Origin of the sequence: Streptomyces seoulensis (assembly GCF_022846655.1) — a bacterium.
In the GTDB taxonomy this organism is placed as follows: domain Bacteria; phylum Actinomycetota; class Actinomycetes; order Streptomycetales; family Streptomycetaceae; genus Streptomyces.
Genome location: NZ_AP025667.1, coordinates 4511566 through 4528131, shown reverse-complemented (window position 1 = coordinate 4528131; position 16566 = coordinate 4511566). Strand labels below are relative to the sequence as shown.

Below are 16566 nucleotides of genomic sequence, written 5' to 3'. Positions count from 1 at the left end.
GATGTCGTCGGCACAGCCGGAAAACGGCCCCCGGACAGGGGTGTGGCTGGGACGGTCAACGCCACACACCGCGGCGCGAGTTCCCGGTTTCGGCACCGGTTCACGCGATGGTGTGATCATCCCAGTCGTTGCGGATGACCCATTTGCCCGACGGGTAGTGCCCCCGCCATGACGCAGCCGTTCGAACTCCCGCACTTCTACATGCCGTATCCCGCGCGGCTCAACCCGCATCTCGAAGAGGCCCGCACCCACTCCACCGCGTGGGCGCGCGAGATGGGCATGCTGGAGGGTTCCGGGATCTGGGACCAGGCCGACCTGGAGGCGCACGACTACGGCCTGCTGTGCGCCTACACCCACCCCGACTGCGACGGGCCGGCGCTCTCGCTGATCACCGACTGGTACGTGTGGGTGTTCTTCTTCGACGACCACTTCCTGGACATGTTCAAGCGCACGCCGGACCGGGCTGCCGGGAAGGCGCACCTGGACCGCTTGCCGCTTTTCATGCCGCTCGACCCCGCCACCCCCGTCCCGGAGCCGGAGAACCCGGTCGAGGCGGGCCTCGCCGACCTGTGGGCGCGTACCGTCCCGGCGATGTCCGAGGACTGGCGGCGCCGCTTCGCCGTGGCGACCGAGCACCTGCTCAACGAGTCGATGTGGGAGCTGTCCAACATCAACGAGGGGCGCATCGCCAACCCGGTCGAGTACATCGAGATGCGCCGCAAGGTGGGCGGCGCGCCCTGGTCGGCGGGGCTCGTGGAGTACGCGACCGCCGAGGTGCCCGCCTCGGTCGCGCGGACGCGGCCGCTCCGGGTGCTGATGGAGACCTTCTCCGACGGCGTCCACCTGCGCAACGACCTGTTCTCCTACCAGCGGGAGGTGGAGGACGAGGGCGAGAACAGCAACGGCGTGCTCGTGCTGGAGAGGTTCTTCGGCTGCACCACCCAGGAGGCAGCCGAGACCGTCAACGACATCCTCACCTCGCGGCTGCACCAGTTCGAGCACACCGCGCTCACCGAAGTGCCCGCCGTCGCGCTGGAGAACGGGCTGCGTCCCGACGAGGTCGCGGCGGTGGCCGCCTACACCAAGGGACTTCAGGACTGGCAGTCCGGCGGCCACGAGTGGCACCTGCGCTCCAGCCGCTACATGAACCAGGGCGCGCGCAGTGATTCGCCCTGGCGGGTGCCGAGCGGCCCCGGCACCTCGGCGGCCGACATCCGCACCCTGCTGGCCTCGGCGGGCGTCGAACGCATGCGCGCGTACACGCATGTGCCGTACCAGAAGGTCGGGCCGTCGCTGCTGCCCGACTTCCACATGCCGTTCCCGCTGGAGCTGAGCCCGCATCTCGACGCCGCCCGGCAGAACCTCGTCACGTGGTGCCACGGCACGGGCATCCTGAGCGAAGGGGTCTGGGACGAGGACAAACTCGCCGCGTACGACCTCGCGCTGTGCTCCGCCGGACTCGATCCCGACGCCACCCCGGAGGCCCTCGACCTGAGCGCGCGATGGCTCGCCTGGGGGACGTACGGCGACGACTACTACCCGCTCGTCTACGGCCACCGCCGCGATCTGGCCGCCGCCCGGCTGACCACGGCCCGGCTCTCCGAGTGCATGGCCGTGGAGGGCGAACCGGCGGTGGTCCCCGCCAACGCCATGGAACGCGGGCTCATCGACCTCTGGGCGCTGACCACGGCGGCGATGACCGTCGAGCAGCGGCGCACCCTCAAGGCCGCCGTCGACGTGATGACCGAGAGCTGGGTGTGGGAGCTGTCCAACCAGATGCAGAACCGGGTCCCCGACCCGGTCGACTATCTGGAGATGCGCCGCGCCACCTTCGGTTCCGACCTCACCCTGAGCCTGTGCCGGATGGGCCAGGGCCCGGCCGTCCCGCCCGAGGTGTACCGCAGCGGGCCGGTGCGCTCCCTGGAGAACGCGGCCATCGACTACGCGTGCCTGATCAACGACGTGTTCTCGTACCAGAAGGAGATCCAGTACGAGGGCGAGATCCACAACGCGATCCTCGTCGTGCAGAACTTCTTCGGCGTCGACTACCCGGCCGCGCTCGCCGTCGTCCACGACCTGATGACCCAGCGCATGCAGCAGTTCGAGCACGTGGTCGCGCACGAACTGCCCGTCCTCTACGACGACTTCCAGCTCTCCGGCGAGGCACGCGCGGCGATGGGGCACTACGTGCTCGACCTGCAGAACTGGCTCGCCGGCATCCTCAACTGGCACCGCGAGGTGGACCGTTACAAGGCCGAGTGGCTGGCCGGCCGCGCCCACCACTTCGTCCCCGGCCAGGCCCCGGCCCGGCTCGAGCTGACCGGCTGAGCCCCGAGATCAGGCGGGCCGCGCCGCGGTCGCCGCACGCTCGACCGCGGCCCGGCCCAGCGCCCGGATCACCGGGTGGGGGCGGGAGCCGTCGCCGTACAGCTCCGGCTGGAACAGAGAGGCCAGGAAGAAGGGGTGGTCCGGGAGTTCGGCGACCCGGACCTGCCCGTCGGTGTCGTGTCCCGAGAACCGCATGCCGTGGGCGCGCAGCGTGTCCAGGTGACGGGAGGGGCCGTAGGAGCAGAAGTACCGCTCGACCGTGCGCGTCGAGCCGAACACCGACTCGGCCAGGGAGCCCGGCTCCAGGACCACCGCCGCCTCGTGCCCCACCAGGGAGCATGCCAACGGCTCGATCAGGAGGTCCTCGGCGTCGGGGTCGTTCTCGGCGTGCGCGACACCGGTCAGCCCGCACACGTCGCGCGCGAACTCCAGCAGGGTGTGCTGGAAACCGCCGCACGTGCCGAGGAACGGGATGCGCTCCTCCCGCGCGGTGCGGACGGCCGCGAGCACACCCGCCTCACTGCGGTACGGGCTGCCCGGCAGCACCCACACGGCGTCGAAGCCCCGCACGGCCCCCTCGGCCTCGGCGTCCTCTGAGGGGATCCAGTAGGCGTCCAGCACCAGCCGGTCCCGCTCGGCGAGGGCGTCGAGGAGGCGCGGGATCCGGGTGTGCGAGACGACGTTGGGGGAGCGGTCGCCGACCAGGGCGACGGTGGCGGTGCGAAGTGCGGTATCGGTCATGACGGCCATCCTGGGCGCCCGTCGGTGTTCACGTCCAACGATGATTCACGCATGGTCGATAAGCAATTCTGATGGACCGTGGGATGCTGTGCGCCATGGACCCGCATCTCCTGCGCACGTATGTCACCGTGGCGCGACTGGCCTCCTTCTCCGCCGCGGCAAGGGAGTTGGGGTACACGCAGTCGGCGGTCTCCCAGCACATCGCGGCCCTCGAACAGGATCTCGGTGCCCCGCTGCTCACCCGCCGCCCGGTCGCGCCCACCTTGGCGGGCGACCGGTTGCTGGAGCACGCGGGCCCGCTGCTGCTGCGCCTGGACGCGGCCCGCGCCGACGTGGCACGCCTGGCCGCCGCCCCGACGCCGGGCCTGACCCTCGCCACCACACCGACCGCGCTCGGCCCGCGCACCCTCGGCGCCCTCCCCGCCACCGGGACGGCCGTGTCCGTCGTGGGCCGGGACGAAGTGCTCACCGCCGTCGCCACCGGAACCGCCGGCCTCGGTCTGGTCGACGGTCTGGCCGCGCCCAGCGATCCGCTGAGCCTGCCGGACGTGGCCCCGCTGACGGCGCACGGGATCTTCGAGGAACCCGTCGCCGTCCTGCTGCCCACCGGGCACCCGCTCGCGCGCCGCACCGGCCTGCGCCTGGGCGACCTCGCCGACGCGCGCTGGATCGACGCCCCCGACGCCGCCCTGCCGCTGGCCCAGTTGCGCACCGCCAACGGCGGCGGCGCCTTCCGGCCCGCCCTCGACTACGCCGGCACCGACCTGCGCACCCTCACCGCGCTCACCGCCGCCGGACACGGCCTCGCCCTGCTGCCCCTGTCCACCGCCACCGGCATCCCCGGCACTGTCGCCGTGCCGCTCACCACTCCCCGCCTCGTGCACCGCACGGAACTTCTGCACACCGGCACGCCCACCGGAGCGGCCGCGGAGATGGTGCAGTGCCTTCTGGCTGCCTCCCGTCAGCCGACCTCCGCCGCGCGGTAGACGGTTCACTCGTCCGGGGCATGGCGGAGGGCGCTCGGTCGACCCGGGCCCAGAAGTCACCGTCGGCTCCGGAAACCCGGTGGTCGCGGCATGGCCCGCGCGCCATGATGGGCCCATGCCGATCTCCCGCCACCCGTGCCCGCGGGCGGTCCCGCGCGGATCGCAGCCGGTCGGTTCCACGCCCCGCCACCCCATGCACCCCCGGAGGACCGGATGACCGGCAGCGCGCCCGCGATCTTCACCGCCGACGACTACCGCGCCCGTATGGCGCGCGCGGCCGGGGCCGCCGCCGACGCGGGGCTCGCCGGGCTGCTCGTGGCGCCGGGGCCGGATCTGGTGTGGCTGACCGGGTACACACCCCCGGCCGTGACCGAGCGGCTCACCCTGCTCGTCCTCGTCCCCGGCCGCGAGCCCGTGCTCGTCGTACCCGCGCTGGAGGCCCCCGACGCCGGGCGGGCGGTGGGCGCGCCCGCGCTCACCCTGCGGGAGTGGACGGACGGCACGGACCCCTACGCCCTCACCGCCGGCCTCCTCGACCCCAAGGGCGGCCTCGGCGTCAGCGACAACGCGTGGGCGCTGCACCTGCTCGCCCTCCAGCGCGCCCTGCCGGACCTCTCCTACGCCGCGCTCACCGACGCCCTGCCCATGCTGCGCGCAGTCAAGGACCCGGCCGAGCTGGAACTGCTGGCCGCCGCCGGAGCAGCGGCCGACGCCGCCTTCGAGGAGATCCGCGGGCTGCTCTTCACCGGCCGACGCGAGCACGAGGTGGGCCGCGACCTCGCCGAGCTGCTGCGCCGCTTCGGGCACTCCCAGGTCGACTTCACCATCGTCGGTTCCGGACCCAACGGGGCCGACCCGCACCATGAGGTGGGGGACCGGGTCATCCAGCGGGGCGACATGGTCGTCCTCGACTTCGGCGGGCTCAAGGACGGCTACGGCTCCGACACCACGCGCACGGTCCACGTGGGGGAGCCGACCGAGGAGGAGCGCCGGGTCCACGACGTGGTGCGGGCCGCGCAGGAGGCCGGGTTCCGGGCCGTGCGGCCGGGCGCCACCTGCCAGGACGTCGACCGCGCCGCCCGCGCGGTGATCGAGGACGCCGGGTACGGGCCGTACTTCATCCACCGCACCGGGCACGGCATCGGCGTCACCACGCACGAGCCGCCGTACATGATCGAGGGCGAGGAGCAGCCGCTCGTGCCCGGCATGTGCTTCTCCATCGAGCCCGGCATCTACCTGCCCGGCCGGTTCGGGGTGCGGATCGAGGACATCGTGACGGTGACGGAGGACGGCGGACGCCGTCTGAACAACACCACCCGTGAGATGGTCGTGGTGGACTGACGAGACCCGCGCAGAGACCTCCACGACGACCCTCCGGAACGGCGAGACACGACCATGACCCGGCCACCGACCCCCACCCCGGACACCGTGCGCGCGCTGGTCCGCTCGCTGCTCAGGAGCGGTACGGCGGAAGGGGTCCAGGTGCGGCCCGTCGTGGAGGGGCGGCCGTACACCTGGTGGGTCGGGGCCCGGCACGTGCTGCGGCTCGCCCCCGACCGCGAGGCGTCCGTGCGGCTGCGCCGGGAGGCGCGCGTACGTGACCTGGTGCGGCAGCACCTGCCCGTCGCCGTCCCGGCCGGTGTCGCGTACGGCGACTGGTCGCCCGGCCTCGCCTGCACGCTCGACGCGCGGCTGACCGGCGACCTCGGCGGCGGGCACGAGGTGTCCGCGGTGGGCGAGGCCGACCTCGCCGGGCTGCTCACCGGGCTCCGCGCGGTCCCGGTCCGCCAGGCCGAGACGCTCGGCGTGCCGCGCGTGCCGCCGCGGTCCCTGGGGGCGCTGCGCCGTATCGCCGCACACGCGGCCGAACGGCTGGCCGCCGCCGACGAGTTCGATGCCACCGGGCTACGGCAGCTCACCCCGTCCGGGGCCGCGCAGCTCGCCGCGCAGTCCGGTACCGCCGTGCTCACCCACCACCGGCTGACCGAGGACCACGTGCTGATCAGCACCGACGGCAGGGTCCGCGCCGTCCTGGACTGGACCGGCGCGTCCCTGGGCGACCCGGCCGAGGACATCGCCGCGCTCGCCACCTCGGTCGGCGCCCCCGCGGCCGTCCGTGCCGCCACCCTCGCCGGCTACGGCCCCCGGCCCTGCCTGCGCGGCCTCTGGCTCGCCCGCTGCGACACGGTCATCGCCCTGACCGAGCACCTCGACGACCCCACCCCGGCTCTGCGGGCGGCACTGCTCAGGGCGTGGGAGCCGATCATGCTGGAGCGGGTGACGGAGCTGAAGGACGACGAGTAGCGGGCCCCCTCACGGAGGCCCCAGGTCCTCACGGAGGCCCCGGCCCGACGCCTCTCACGGCTGCGACAGCACCACGCAGGACTCGCCCGGCACCTGGAGCAGGCCGTCCGGGCCCGGCGCCTCCACCGGGTCCCACGCGGCCAGGATCTCCAGATGGCCGGTGCCCAGGGGGATCGCGGCCGGCTCCTTGCCGAAGTTGACCGCGACCCGGACGTCACCGCGGCGGAAGGCCAGCCAGCGCGCGGATTCGTCGAAGGCGACCTTGGTGTCGGCGAGGTCGGGGACGGTGAGGTCGGGCCGCTCGTGGCGCAGGGCGATCAGGCGGCGGTACCAGGCGAGGACACGGGCGTGGGGATCGCGTTCCGGTTCCGACCAGTCCAGGCAGGAGCGGTCGCGGGTGGCCGGGTCCTGGGGGTCGGGGACGTCCTCCTCGGCCCAGCCGTGCGCCGCGAACTCCCGGCGCCTGCCCCGCCGTACGGCCTCGGCAAGCTCGGGGTCGGTGTGGTCGGTGAAGTACTGCCAGGGCGTGCCCGCCGCCCACTCCTCGCCCATGAACAGCATCGGGGTGAGCGGGGAGGTCAGGGTCAGCGTGGCCGCGCAGGCCAGCAGGCCGGGGGAGAGGTCGGCGGCGAGCCGGTCGCCCTGGGCCCGGTTGCCGACCTGGTCGTGGGTCTGGCTGTAACCCAGCAGCCGGTGCCCGCTCAGCCGGGCCCGGTCCAGCGGGCGGCCGTGGGCCCGGCCCCGGAAGCTGGAGTACGTGCCGTCGTGGAAGTAGCCGCCGGTCAGGGTCTTGGCGAGCGCGGCCAGCGGGGCGCGGGCGAAGTCGGCGTAGTAGCCCTGGGACTCGCCGGTCAGGGCGGTGTGCAGCGCGTGGTGGAAGTCGTCGTTCCACTGGGCGTGCAGGCCGAGGCCGTGCTCCGCGCGCGGGGTGATCATCCGGGGGTCGTTGAGGTCGGACTCCGCGATCAGGAACAGCGGGCGGCCCACCTCCTCGCCCAGGGCGTCCACGGCCTGCGACAGCTCTTCGAGGAAGTGCCGCGCGCGGGTGTCGACCAGGGCGTGCACCGCGTCCAGGCGGAGTCCGTCCAGCCGGTAGTCCCGCAGCCAGGCCAGCGCGCTGTCCCGGAAGTAGGCGCGCACCTCGTCCGAGCCCGGCGCGTCCAGGTTCACCGCGGCGCCCCACGGGGTCTGGTGCGTGTCCGTGAAGTACGGCCCGAAAGAGGGGAGTCGGTTGCCCGAGGGGCCCAGGTGGTTGTGCACCACGTCCAGGACGACACCGAGCCCCAGTTCATGCGCCCGGTCCACGAACCGCTTCAGCGCCTCCGGCCCGCCGTACGGCTCGTGCACCGCCCACGGCGCGACTCCGTCGTAACCCCAGCCGTGTCGGCCCGGGAACGAGCACAGCGGCATCAACTCGACGTGGGTGATGCCCAGTTCCTTGAGATGGCCGAGCCGGTCGGCCGCCGCGTCCAGCGTGCCCTCGGGGGTGTAGGTGCCGATGTGCAGCTCGTACAGCACCGCGCCCGGCAGCCCGCGCCCCGGCCAGTCGGCACGCCACTCGTAGCTGTCCTGGTCCACGACCGCGCTCAGCCCGTCCGGGCCGTCCGGCAGCCTGCGCGAGCGCGGGTCGGGCAGGACGGGCCCGCCGTCCAGCGCGAAGCCGTAGCGCGCGCCGTCCTCCGCGTCCGCCTCCGCGCTCCACCAGCCCGCTCGCAGCGGATCACGTTCCATCGGGTGCGTGGCGCCCTCGCACTCGAGCGCTACCCGGTCTGCCTGTGGTGCCCACACCTCGAACTTCACGGACGGTACCCCTTCGTCTGCTCACCGTGATGCAGTGGCTCCATCGTGCCGCGAATTCGATCAATCCGCTTTCGAATCCGGGCTTTCCGGCCGGGTGTCGCGCAAGTGGACGCACAGGGGCGCTGGTTGCCGCTTCTGGACACCTCGGGGTGCGCTGCCCGACAATCACGAACGTGACGTCGTCCTTCGAATTCCCCGTGTATCCCGTACGGGTCTCCGACGCGGAACGCGACAAGGCGCTGCGGGTACTGCGGGACGGCGCCGCCATGGGCAGGCTGTCGCACGACACGTTCGTGCACCGTATGGAGCTGGCGCTCGCGGCACGCAGCCCCCGCGAGCTCGCCGTGCTCACCGCCGACCTGCGGGACGGCAACCGGGTCAGCCGCGCGCTGTTCGGCACCGTGGAGGCCGTGTCGGGGTTCACCGTCCGGCTGCGCCGGGCCTGGCACGCCGAGCGGCTGCCCAAGCTGCTGCTGCCCCATCCCACGCACGGCCACCCGCTGCGCATCGGCCGGGACCCGGCCAACGGGCTGCGGCTCAACCACGACACCGTCTCCCGCGTGCACGCGGAACTGCGCCACCAGGGCGGCATGTGGGTGCTCCGGGACCTCGGCTCCACCAACGGCACCACCGTCAACGGCCGCCGTGTGCTGGGCGCCGTGGCGGTGCGGGAGGGCGATCTCGTCGGCTTCGGCAAGGTCGCCTACCGGCTCGCGGCCGACTGAGCACGCACTCTCCCTCGGGACTCGAACTGACGTGCGCGGCGGCGGCCGGCTGCCGTTCGGGTGAGGCGGACTGGCGCGGCCCCGCCGCCGTGCCGATGCAACGGGCATGACCTACCTGACCCGTACGGCCGCGGTCGCCGCCGCCCTGATGACCACCTGCCTCCTCGCCCCCGGCCCGTCCGCCCACGCCGTGTCCCGCGACGCCTTCCCCGGCGACTGGCTCCGCCTCACCGTCACCCACGGCGACTCCGCGTCGGGCGACACCCGAAGCGCCCTGCTCCTGTGCGACCCGCCCCAGGGCCACGCCCACGCCGAGGAGGCATGCGGCGAACTCGCCGCCGTGGACGGTGACATCAGCCGTCTGACGCCCTCCGACACCCTCTGCACGCTGATCTACGCCCCCGTCACCGCGCGGGCCGAGGGCCGCTGGAACGGCCGCCGGGTGGAGCACCGCGAGACCTACGCCAACGACTGCGTGCTCCGCGCGGAGACGGGCGCGGTGTTCGCCCTGGACGACTGACCCCGGCCGTCGGGTGCGGGTGGCCCGGCCGCCACCCGCACCCCGCGCACGGCCCCGCTCACCCCTCCTCGTCGACCCGCTCCAGCAGCGCCACCGGCAGCGAGGCGAAGAGATCCTCCGCGCGCACCTCGTCGGTGAACTCGCGCTCCGGCGTCAGCAGGTCGCGCCAGCGGCCCGGCGGCAGGGGGAGGTGGGTGTCGTGCCAGCCGCCCGCCTCGGCGAGGTGGACGGAGAGCCGGGTCACCGCCGTGATCACCTCACCGGAGCGGGAGAACGCCAGCACATGCTCGGCGGAGGGACCCTCGGCGAGGAGCGGGGCGTACGTCGCCGTCGTGCCGAACGACTCCGGCCGGCGGGCCCGGAGCTGGAGCGCCGCGGTGGTCAGCGCCTCCTTCTCGCCCGGTGCGGGCGGCGGGAAGGGGACCGGACGCCGGTTGTCGGGGTCCACCAGCGCCCGGTACTCGCTCTCGGTGCCCTGGTACACGTCCGGCACGCCCGGCATCGTCAGATGGACCAGTGCCGCGCCCAGCACATTGGCCCGGATGTGCGGCTCCAGCGCCTTGCGGAAGGCGGCCACCCGCTCACCGGGCGGCCCGCACGGCCCGGCGGCGACGAACGAGGCCACCGCGTCCTCGTACGGCGCCTCCTGCTCGGTCCAACTGGTGTACATGCCCGCCTCGCGGACGTGCTTGAGCAGCGCCTCGCGGACCCGCTCCTCCTCGGCCGGGCCGAGCCCGAACACCGTCTGCCAGGCGGCCCAGGCCAGTTGTCCGTCGGGGACCAGGTCCCCGGCCCGGCTCAGCTCGGTGAGCAGCTTCGCCCAGCGGCCGGGGCACTCGGTGAGCACGTTCAGCGCCGCCCGTACGTCCGCGCTGCGCTTGGTGTCGTGCGTGGTGACCACCGTGCCGGTGTCCGGCCAGTCGCGGGCGAGCCGGGCGCAGTAGGCGTGGAACTCCGCCGGGGACACCCCCACCCTGCCCGGATCGCCGCCCACCTCGGTCGCCGACAGCAGCGGCACATAGCGGTAGAACGCCGTGTCCTCCACCGACTTGGCCCGCAGGGCGGACGCGGTCTGGGCGAACCTCGCCCGGAACTCCGTGAGTTCGGGCAGTGTTCCGTCGTCCGGGCCGATCAAGAGCCCGCGCACCAGATCGACCGCCTCGGCCTCCTCGGGCACCGCGAACACGGTGCGTGCCTCGGCGACGGCCGCCTCGGTGACGACCGTGGCGGCGTCCTGCGAGGTGTACGGCCGGTACACGGGCATCCGGACCAGCAGCTCCTCCAGGGCGGTGCGCAGCGCCCAGGGTGCCCGGTCGCGCAGCGCCAGGTCCGGGGAGGCGGCGCACAGCCGGATCGCGGACCGGGTGAGCCGGTCGGCCTCGGCGGCCAGCTCATGGGTGAGCACCTTGTACGCGGCCCGGCGCACGGTGGCGTCCCAGTCGCCGCCGCGGTCGGTCTGCGGGGCCGCGAACGCCCGGTAGTGCGCGTCGAGTTCGGCGGCGCCGGCCGGACCGGTGAACACACCGTCGATGCGGCGCAGGGCGTCGTAGCCGGTGGTGCCCGCGACGGGCCAGGAGTCGGGCAGCCGCTCGTCGTCGGCGAGGATCTTCTCCACCACCGTCCAGCGTCCCCCCGTCGCCTCGTCCAGCCTGGCCAGGTAGGCGTCCGGGTCGGCCAGGCCGTCCGGGTGGTCGATGCGCAGGCCGTCGATCACGTCCTCCGCCAGCAACTGGAGGATCTTGCCGTGGGTGGCGTCGAAGACCTCGGGGTCCTCCACGCGCACCCCGATCAGCTCCGAGATGCTGAAGAAGCGCCGGTAGTTCAGTTCGGTGCGGGCCAGCCGCCACCACACCGGGCGGTACCACTGGGCGTCCAGCAGCTCGGGCAGCGGCAGGCCCTCGGTGCCGGAGCGCAGCGGGAAGAGATGGTCGTGGTAGCGCAGCATCTCGCCCTCGGCGACCAGGTGCTCCCGCTCGGCGCCGACGGGCCCGCCCAGCACCGGCAGCAGCAGTTGGCCGCCGCGCGAGGCCCAGTCGATGTCGAACCAGCGCGCGTACGGTGACTCGGGGCCCTCGCGCAGCACCTCCCACAGGGCGCGGTTGTACCGGGGTGCCATGGCCATGTGGTTCGGCACGATGTCCACCACCAGGCCGAGCCCGTGCTCCCGCGCGGTGCGCGACAGCGCCCTGAGACCGTCCTCACCGCCCAGTTCCGCGCGCACGCGCGCGTGGTCCACGACGTCGTAGCCGTGGGTGGAGCCGGGGACGGCCTCCAGTACGGGGGACAGGTGCAGGTGCGAGACGCCCAGCGACGCCAGATAGGGCACGGCCGCCTCGGCGGCGGCGAAGGGGAAGGAGGGCTGGAGCTGCAGGCGGTAGGTGGCCGTGGGCACCCCTGGTCCGGGTCGCACTGAAGTCATGCAGAGCTACGTACCCCGCCTGCCGGTCTTCGTGTCATCCGCCGGGGCATCCGGCCCACGCGAACCGGACACCGCGGGAGGCCCGGCCGGGGACACGGTGGCTCCCGTGTCCCCGGCCCGGGGCCTACGCCGGGCGCTGGAGCACGGTCAGGCTGCGGTCCGGCAGGGTGAGGCGCTCGCCCGCCGCCACCTTCGGACCGGTGCCGGGCGGCACGCCGTCGGGCCGGGCGGTGTCCACGACCACCTGCCACTGCCTGCCGTGGTCCACCGGCACCAGGAAGTCCAGCGTCTCGTGCGAGGCGTTGAACATCAGCAGGAACGAGTCGTCCGCGATCCGCTCCCCGCGCGGGCCGGGCTCCGAGATGGCGTTGCCGTTCAGGAAGACGGCCAGCGCCGACGCGGGCGCCGAGTCCCAGTCCCCCGGGGTCATCTGCTCGCCCTCCGGCGTGAACCAGGCGATGTCGGACAGCTCGTCCTGGGTGCCCTCCACCGGGCGCCCGTGCAGGAAGCGGCGGCGGCGGAACACCGGGTGCTCGCTGCGCAGCCCCACCATCGCGCGGGTGAACTCCAGCAGTTCACCGCCGTCCTGCTCCGCCTCCGGCCAGTTCACCCAGGACAGCTCGTTGTCCTGGCAGTAGGCGTTGTTGTTGCCCCGCTGGGTGCGGGCCAGCTCGTCGCCGTGGCTGATCATCGGCACGCCCTGGGACAGCATCAGCGTGGCGATGAAGTTCCGCATCTGCCGGGCGCGCAGCTCGCGCACGTCCGGATCGTCGGTGTCGCCCTCCACCCCGCAGTTCCAGGACCGGTTGTGGCTCTCGCCGTCCCGGTTGTCCTCGCCGTTGGCCTGGTTGCGCTTGTCGTTGTACGAGACGAGGTCGCGCAGGGTGAAACCGTCGTGGCAGGTGACGAAGTTGATCGAGGCCAGCGGGCGACGGCCGTCGTCCTGGTAGAGGTCGGAGGACCCGGTGAGCCGGGACGCGAACTCCGCCAGTGCGCGCGGCTCCCCGCGCCACAGGTCCCGCACGGTGTCGCGGTACTTGCCGTTCCACTCGGTCCACAGCGGCGGGAAGTTGCCCACCTGGTACCCGCCCTCGCCCACGTCCCACGGCTCGGCGATCAGCTTCACCTGCGACACCACCGGGTCCTGCTGGACCAGGTCGAAGAACGACGACAGCCGGTCCACCTCGTGGAACTGCCGGGCCAGCGTGGCCGCGAGGTCGAAGCGGAAGCCGTCGACATGCATCTCGGTCACCCAGTACCGCAGCGAGTCCATGATGAGCTGCAGCACGTGCGGCGAGCGCATCAGCAGGCTGTTGCCGGTGCCCGTGGTGTCCATGTAGTAGCGCGGATCGTCGGTCAGCCGGTAGTACGACGGGTTGTCGATGCCCTTGAACGACAGGGTCGGGCCCATGTGGTTGCCCTCGGCGGTGTGGTTGTAGACCACGTCGAGGATGACCTCGATCCCGGCCTCGTGCAGCGCCCGCACGGCCGACTTGAACTCCAGCACCTGCTGGCCCCGGTCGCCCCAGGAGGCGTACGCGTTGTGCGGGGCGAAGAAGCCGATGGTGTTGTAGCCCCAGTAGTTGTTCAGGTCCATGTCGACCAGGCGGTGGTCGTTGACGAACTGGTGGACCGGCATCAGCTCCAGCGCCGTCACCCCGAGCCGGGTCAGGTGCTCGATGACGGCGGGGTGGGCGAGCCCCGCGTAGGTGCCGCGCAGTTCCTCCGGCAGCCCCGGATGGCTCATGGTCAGGCCCTTCACATGGGCCTCGTAGATCACCGTGCGGTGGTAGTCGGTGCGCGGTGGGCGGTCGTCGCCCCAGTCGAAGTAGGGGTTGATCACCACCGAGCTCATGGTGTGCGGCGCGGAGTCCAGGTCGTTGCGCCGCTCGGGGGCGCCGAAGTGGTAGCCGTAGACCTCCTCGCCCCACTGGACCGACCCGCTGACCGCCTTCGCGTACGGGTCGAGCAGCAGCTTCGCCGAGTTGCAGCGCAGCCCCCGCTCGGGTGCGTACGGGCCGTGCACCCGGAACCCGTACCGCTGTCCCGGCATCACGCCGGGCAGGTACGCGTGCCGGACGAACGCGTCGCTCTCGCGTAGTTCCACCGCCGTCTCGGAGCCGTCGTCGTGCAGCAGACACAGCTCCACTCGGTCCGCGGCCTCGGTGAAGACCGCGAAGTTGGTACCGGCACCGTCATAGGTGGCGCCGAGGGGATACGCCTCTCCAGGCCATACCTGCATGCGCTCGACTCTTCCAGGTGCGGGGCCCCGGTGGGGGCGCGTTGGCGGCGAGTCTCCCCGAAAGTGAGGGCACTGACGCCTTCCGCCCTGCGCTGCCGGCCGACCCGTGGTCTCGGATCACCTCTACCCGCACCCGAAGGAGGGAAGCCGCGCGGGCCCCGGCGAGCCGGACCCGGCGCCGCCCCGCCGGGGTGCGTGGGGCGGCGGGCTCAGGTGCGCGGGCCGCTCACCAGCGGCGTGGCGTCCCGGGCGCGGTCCGCGCCGCTATGACTCCGCTCACTCACCGCGCTCCCGGTGGCCCGGAACGGCCACTGAAGGCAGGCAAGTTGGGAAACCGACCTGTCCATCCGGCTGCACCGCCGACCGCTCCCGGAGTACCCTTCCTTGATCGTTGGGACGGGGAAGGTCCGGGGGACGGAAGGCGGTGCAGGGTGGGCTCGGGAGGGCTGGAGTTGCCCCCTGGTGGCGAGGGTCACGAGGGGAGCGGTTCCACGGAGGTCCCGCCCGGCGCGGTGTCCCTGGCACGTCCGATGGGCGCGGGGTCGATCGGACCGGAACTGGACTGGGACGCGGGCGCCTGGCAGGAGGTGCGCACCCGGGCCCAGCGGGCGGGCCGTGCCTACATCTGGCTCAACCTCGTCGAGCAGCGGCTGCGCGCGGTCGTGGCCGCCGTGCTGCGTCCCGTCTACGAACCCGTCCACGGTGACGACTGGGTGGTGGCGGCCGCCGGACCGGCCGGGCAGGAGTGGGTGCAGCGGGCCGTCGCGGTGCGCGAAGTCAGCCGCCGCAAGGGTTACTTGCTCGACCTGGCCGACGACAACGTGCTCAGTTTCCTCACGTTGCCCCAGCTCCGCGAGCTGATGGTGCAGCACTGGCCGTGCTTCGAGCCGTACTTCGACGAGCGCCGGGACCTCGAACTCGCCCTGGACGAGCTGGAGGTGACCCGTAACGTCGTCTCCCGCAACCGGGCCCTGTCCGGGGCGGTGCTGAACCAGGCCGAGCGCGCCTCCGCCCGGCTGCTGGAGCTGCTGGGCGCGGCCGGTGACGTGCCCTCGGCGGGCCGGCTCCCGGTCGACGCGGTCGAGGACCTGGTCGGCGACCGGTACGCGGACGTGGTCGCCGTGCACTCCGACCGGGTGCGGCTCATGGGCCAGTTCCCGGCCGAGGACATGTTCGGCGGGGCCCGCCGGCTGGACGCCATCGGCATCGGTCTCAACCTGCTGGTGCAGAACTTCTCCGGCCGCCGCCTGGTCCGCCTCGCGGAGTCCGGCTGCCGGGTCCGGCTGCTCTTCCTCAACCCCGCCTCCAGCGCGGTCAAGCGCAGGGAGCGGGAACTCGGCATGAAGCGTGGCGAGTTGAGCCGGTCCGTCGAGATGAACATCCTGCACATGCGCCGGGTCCGCTCCCGGCTGCGTGACCCCGGCGCCTTCGAGATCCAGGTGTACGACGAGACGCCGCGCTTCACCGCCTACCTGGTGGACGGCGACGGCGCCGACGGAATCGGCGTGGTGCAGTCCTATCTGCGCGGGGCGCGCGGCATGGAGTCGCCGGTGCTGGTGCTGCGGGGCGGCAGCCGGGTGGTCAAGACGGACCATGCGGGCGAATCGGGACTCTTCCCCACTTACCGGGAGGAGTTCGAGCTGGCGTGGCTCGACTCGCGACCGGTGTCCTGAGGTCGCGGCGGCGGGCGGTCCGGGGCGTTGTCAGTGCCCCGTGTCATGGTGGAGGCCACTGGGGGAACGCACCACCAAGAAGGGGGGCCACCCATGGGCTGGCACCGGGAGCCGCTGATCGGCTTCGACCTGGAGACGACCGGGACCGATCCGCGTCAGTCGCGCATCGTCACGGGCGCCGTGATAGAGGTCAGGGCCGGCGAGCCCATGGGACGCCGGGAGTGGCTGGCCGATCCGGGCGTGGAGATACCCGCCGAGGCGGTCGCCGTGCACGGCATCAGCAATGAGCGCGCCACGGCCGAGGGCCGCCCGGCCGACCAGGTGGCCGACGCCATCGCCGACGTACTGGTCTCCGCCTGGGACTCGGGCATGCCGGTCGTCGCCTACAACGCCGCCTTCGACCTCACCCTGCTCTCCGCCGAGCTGCGCAGGTACGGCCTGCCCTCGCTGGCGGAGCGGCTGGGCGGGAGCGCCCCGGCGCCGGTCATCGACCCGTACACCATCGACCGCAGGGTCGACCGATACCGCCGTGGCAAGCGGAACCTGGAGGCGGTCTGCGCCGAGTACGGGGTGGTGCTCGGCGCGGCCCACGACGCCTCGGCCGACGCCCTGGCCGCCGCCCGGCTCGCCACCGCGATAGCCGAGCGGTACCCGAAGATAGCCGGGCTCGGTACGGCGGAGCTGCACCGCTGCCAGATCGAGTGGTACGCCGAATGGGCCGCCGACTTCGAGGCGTTCCTGCGCCGCAAGGGTGAGGCGGAAGCGGTGATCGACCGGGTCTGGCCGGTGCGCGAGCTGACGGACGTCCCCGTGCCGTAGCCGGTACCG

General features: G+C 73.0%; 12 protein-coding genes. 8 read left to right on the top strand and 4 right to left on the bottom strand.

The genetic code is table 11. From position 1 onward, the window contains the following. Positions 1-168: 168 nt before the first annotated feature. Positions 169-2328 (top strand): germacradienol/geosmin synthase Cyc2, encoded by a 2160-nt coding sequence (cyc2, locus tag HEK131_RS20880; RefSeq protein ID WP_244336536.1) that lies wholly within the window; start codon positions 169-171, stop codon positions 2326-2328. Between the two features lie 9 nt (positions 2329-2337). On the opposite strand, the gene HEK131_RS20875 is transcribed toward cyc2, so the two are convergent. Beyond that, on the bottom strand, positions 2338-3069 hold the full coding sequence (locus HEK131_RS20875; RefSeq protein WP_244336535.1) for a CTP synthase C-terminal region-related (seleno)protein: 732 nt from the start codon (positions 3067-3069) through the stop codon (positions 2338-2340). Between the two features lie 95 nt (positions 3070-3164). Between HEK131_RS20875 and HEK131_RS20870 the strand changes: the two genes are divergently transcribed. The 3 genes from HEK131_RS20870 (at position 3165) to HEK131_RS20860 (ending at position 6359) form a co-directional block, all read left to right on the top strand. Beyond that, the gene (locus HEK131_RS20870) at positions 3165-4055 is read left to right on the top strand and encodes a LysR family transcriptional regulator (protein ID WP_244336534.1); all 891 of its coding nucleotides are present in this window, start codon (positions 3165-3167) and stop codon (positions 4053-4055) included. Between the two features lie 213 nt (positions 4056-4268). Next, on the top strand, positions 4269-5396 hold the full coding sequence (locus HEK131_RS20865) for an aminopeptidase P family protein (RefSeq protein ID WP_244336533.1): 1128 nt from the start codon (positions 4269-4271) through the stop codon (positions 5394-5396). Between the two features lie 54 nt (positions 5397-5450). Next, entirely contained in the window at positions 5451-6359 is a 909-nt protein-coding gene (locus HEK131_RS20860; RefSeq protein WP_244336532.1) for an aminoglycoside phosphotransferase family protein, read from the top strand. A gap of 54 nt (positions 6360-6413) precedes the next feature. Here HEK131_RS20860 and treZ read toward each other — a convergent pair whose 3' ends face one another. After that, positions 6414-8159: a malto-oligosyltrehalose trehalohydrolase gene (gene treZ / locus HEK131_RS20855; RefSeq protein ID WP_244336531.1), complete on the bottom strand. Its 1746-nt coding sequence runs from the start codon at positions 8157-8159 to the stop codon at positions 6414-6416. A gap of 173 nt (positions 8160-8332) precedes the next feature. On the opposite strand from treZ, the gene HEK131_RS20850 reads away from it, so the two are divergent. Then, positions 8333-8884: a DUF1707 and FHA domain-containing protein gene (locus tag HEK131_RS20850; protein ID WP_244336530.1), complete on the top strand. Its 552-nt coding sequence runs from the start codon at positions 8333-8335 to the stop codon at positions 8882-8884. A gap of 106 nt (positions 8885-8990) precedes the next feature. Next, positions 8991-9404, top strand: a complete 414-nt coding sequence (locus tag HEK131_RS20845; RefSeq protein WP_244336529.1) for an SSI family serine proteinase inhibitor — start codon at positions 8991-8993, stop codon at positions 9402-9404. A gap of 58 nt (positions 9405-9462) precedes the next feature. Here the strand turns inward: HEK131_RS20845 and treY are convergent, their stop codons facing one another. Continuing rightward, on the bottom strand, positions 9463-11823 hold the full coding sequence (gene treY, locus HEK131_RS20840; protein ID WP_244336528.1) for a malto-oligosyltrehalose synthase: 2361 nt from the start codon (positions 11821-11823) through the stop codon (positions 9463-9465). Between the two features lie 124 nt (positions 11824-11947). Continuing rightward, a complete protein-coding gene (gene glgX / locus HEK131_RS20835; protein ID WP_244336527.1) occupies positions 11948-14065 on the bottom strand; it encodes a glycogen debranching protein GlgX in 2118 nt (705 codons plus the stop codon). A gap of 431 nt (positions 14066-14496) precedes the next feature. On the opposite strand from glgX, the gene HEK131_RS20830 reads away from it, so the two are divergent. Both HEK131_RS20830 and HEK131_RS20825 read left to right on the top strand, forming a co-directional pair. Further along, positions 14497-15738, top strand: a complete 1242-nt coding sequence (locus tag HEK131_RS20830) for an SAV2148 family HEPN domain-containing protein (RefSeq protein WP_217463260.1) — start codon at positions 14497-14499, stop codon at positions 15736-15738. A gap of 93 nt (positions 15739-15831) precedes the next feature. After that, positions 15832-16557, top strand: coding sequence for a 3'-5' exonuclease (locus HEK131_RS20825; protein WP_244336526.1), 726 nt, complete (start codon positions 15832-15834; stop codon positions 16555-16557). The last annotated feature ends 9 nt before the right edge of the window (positions 16558-16566 follow it).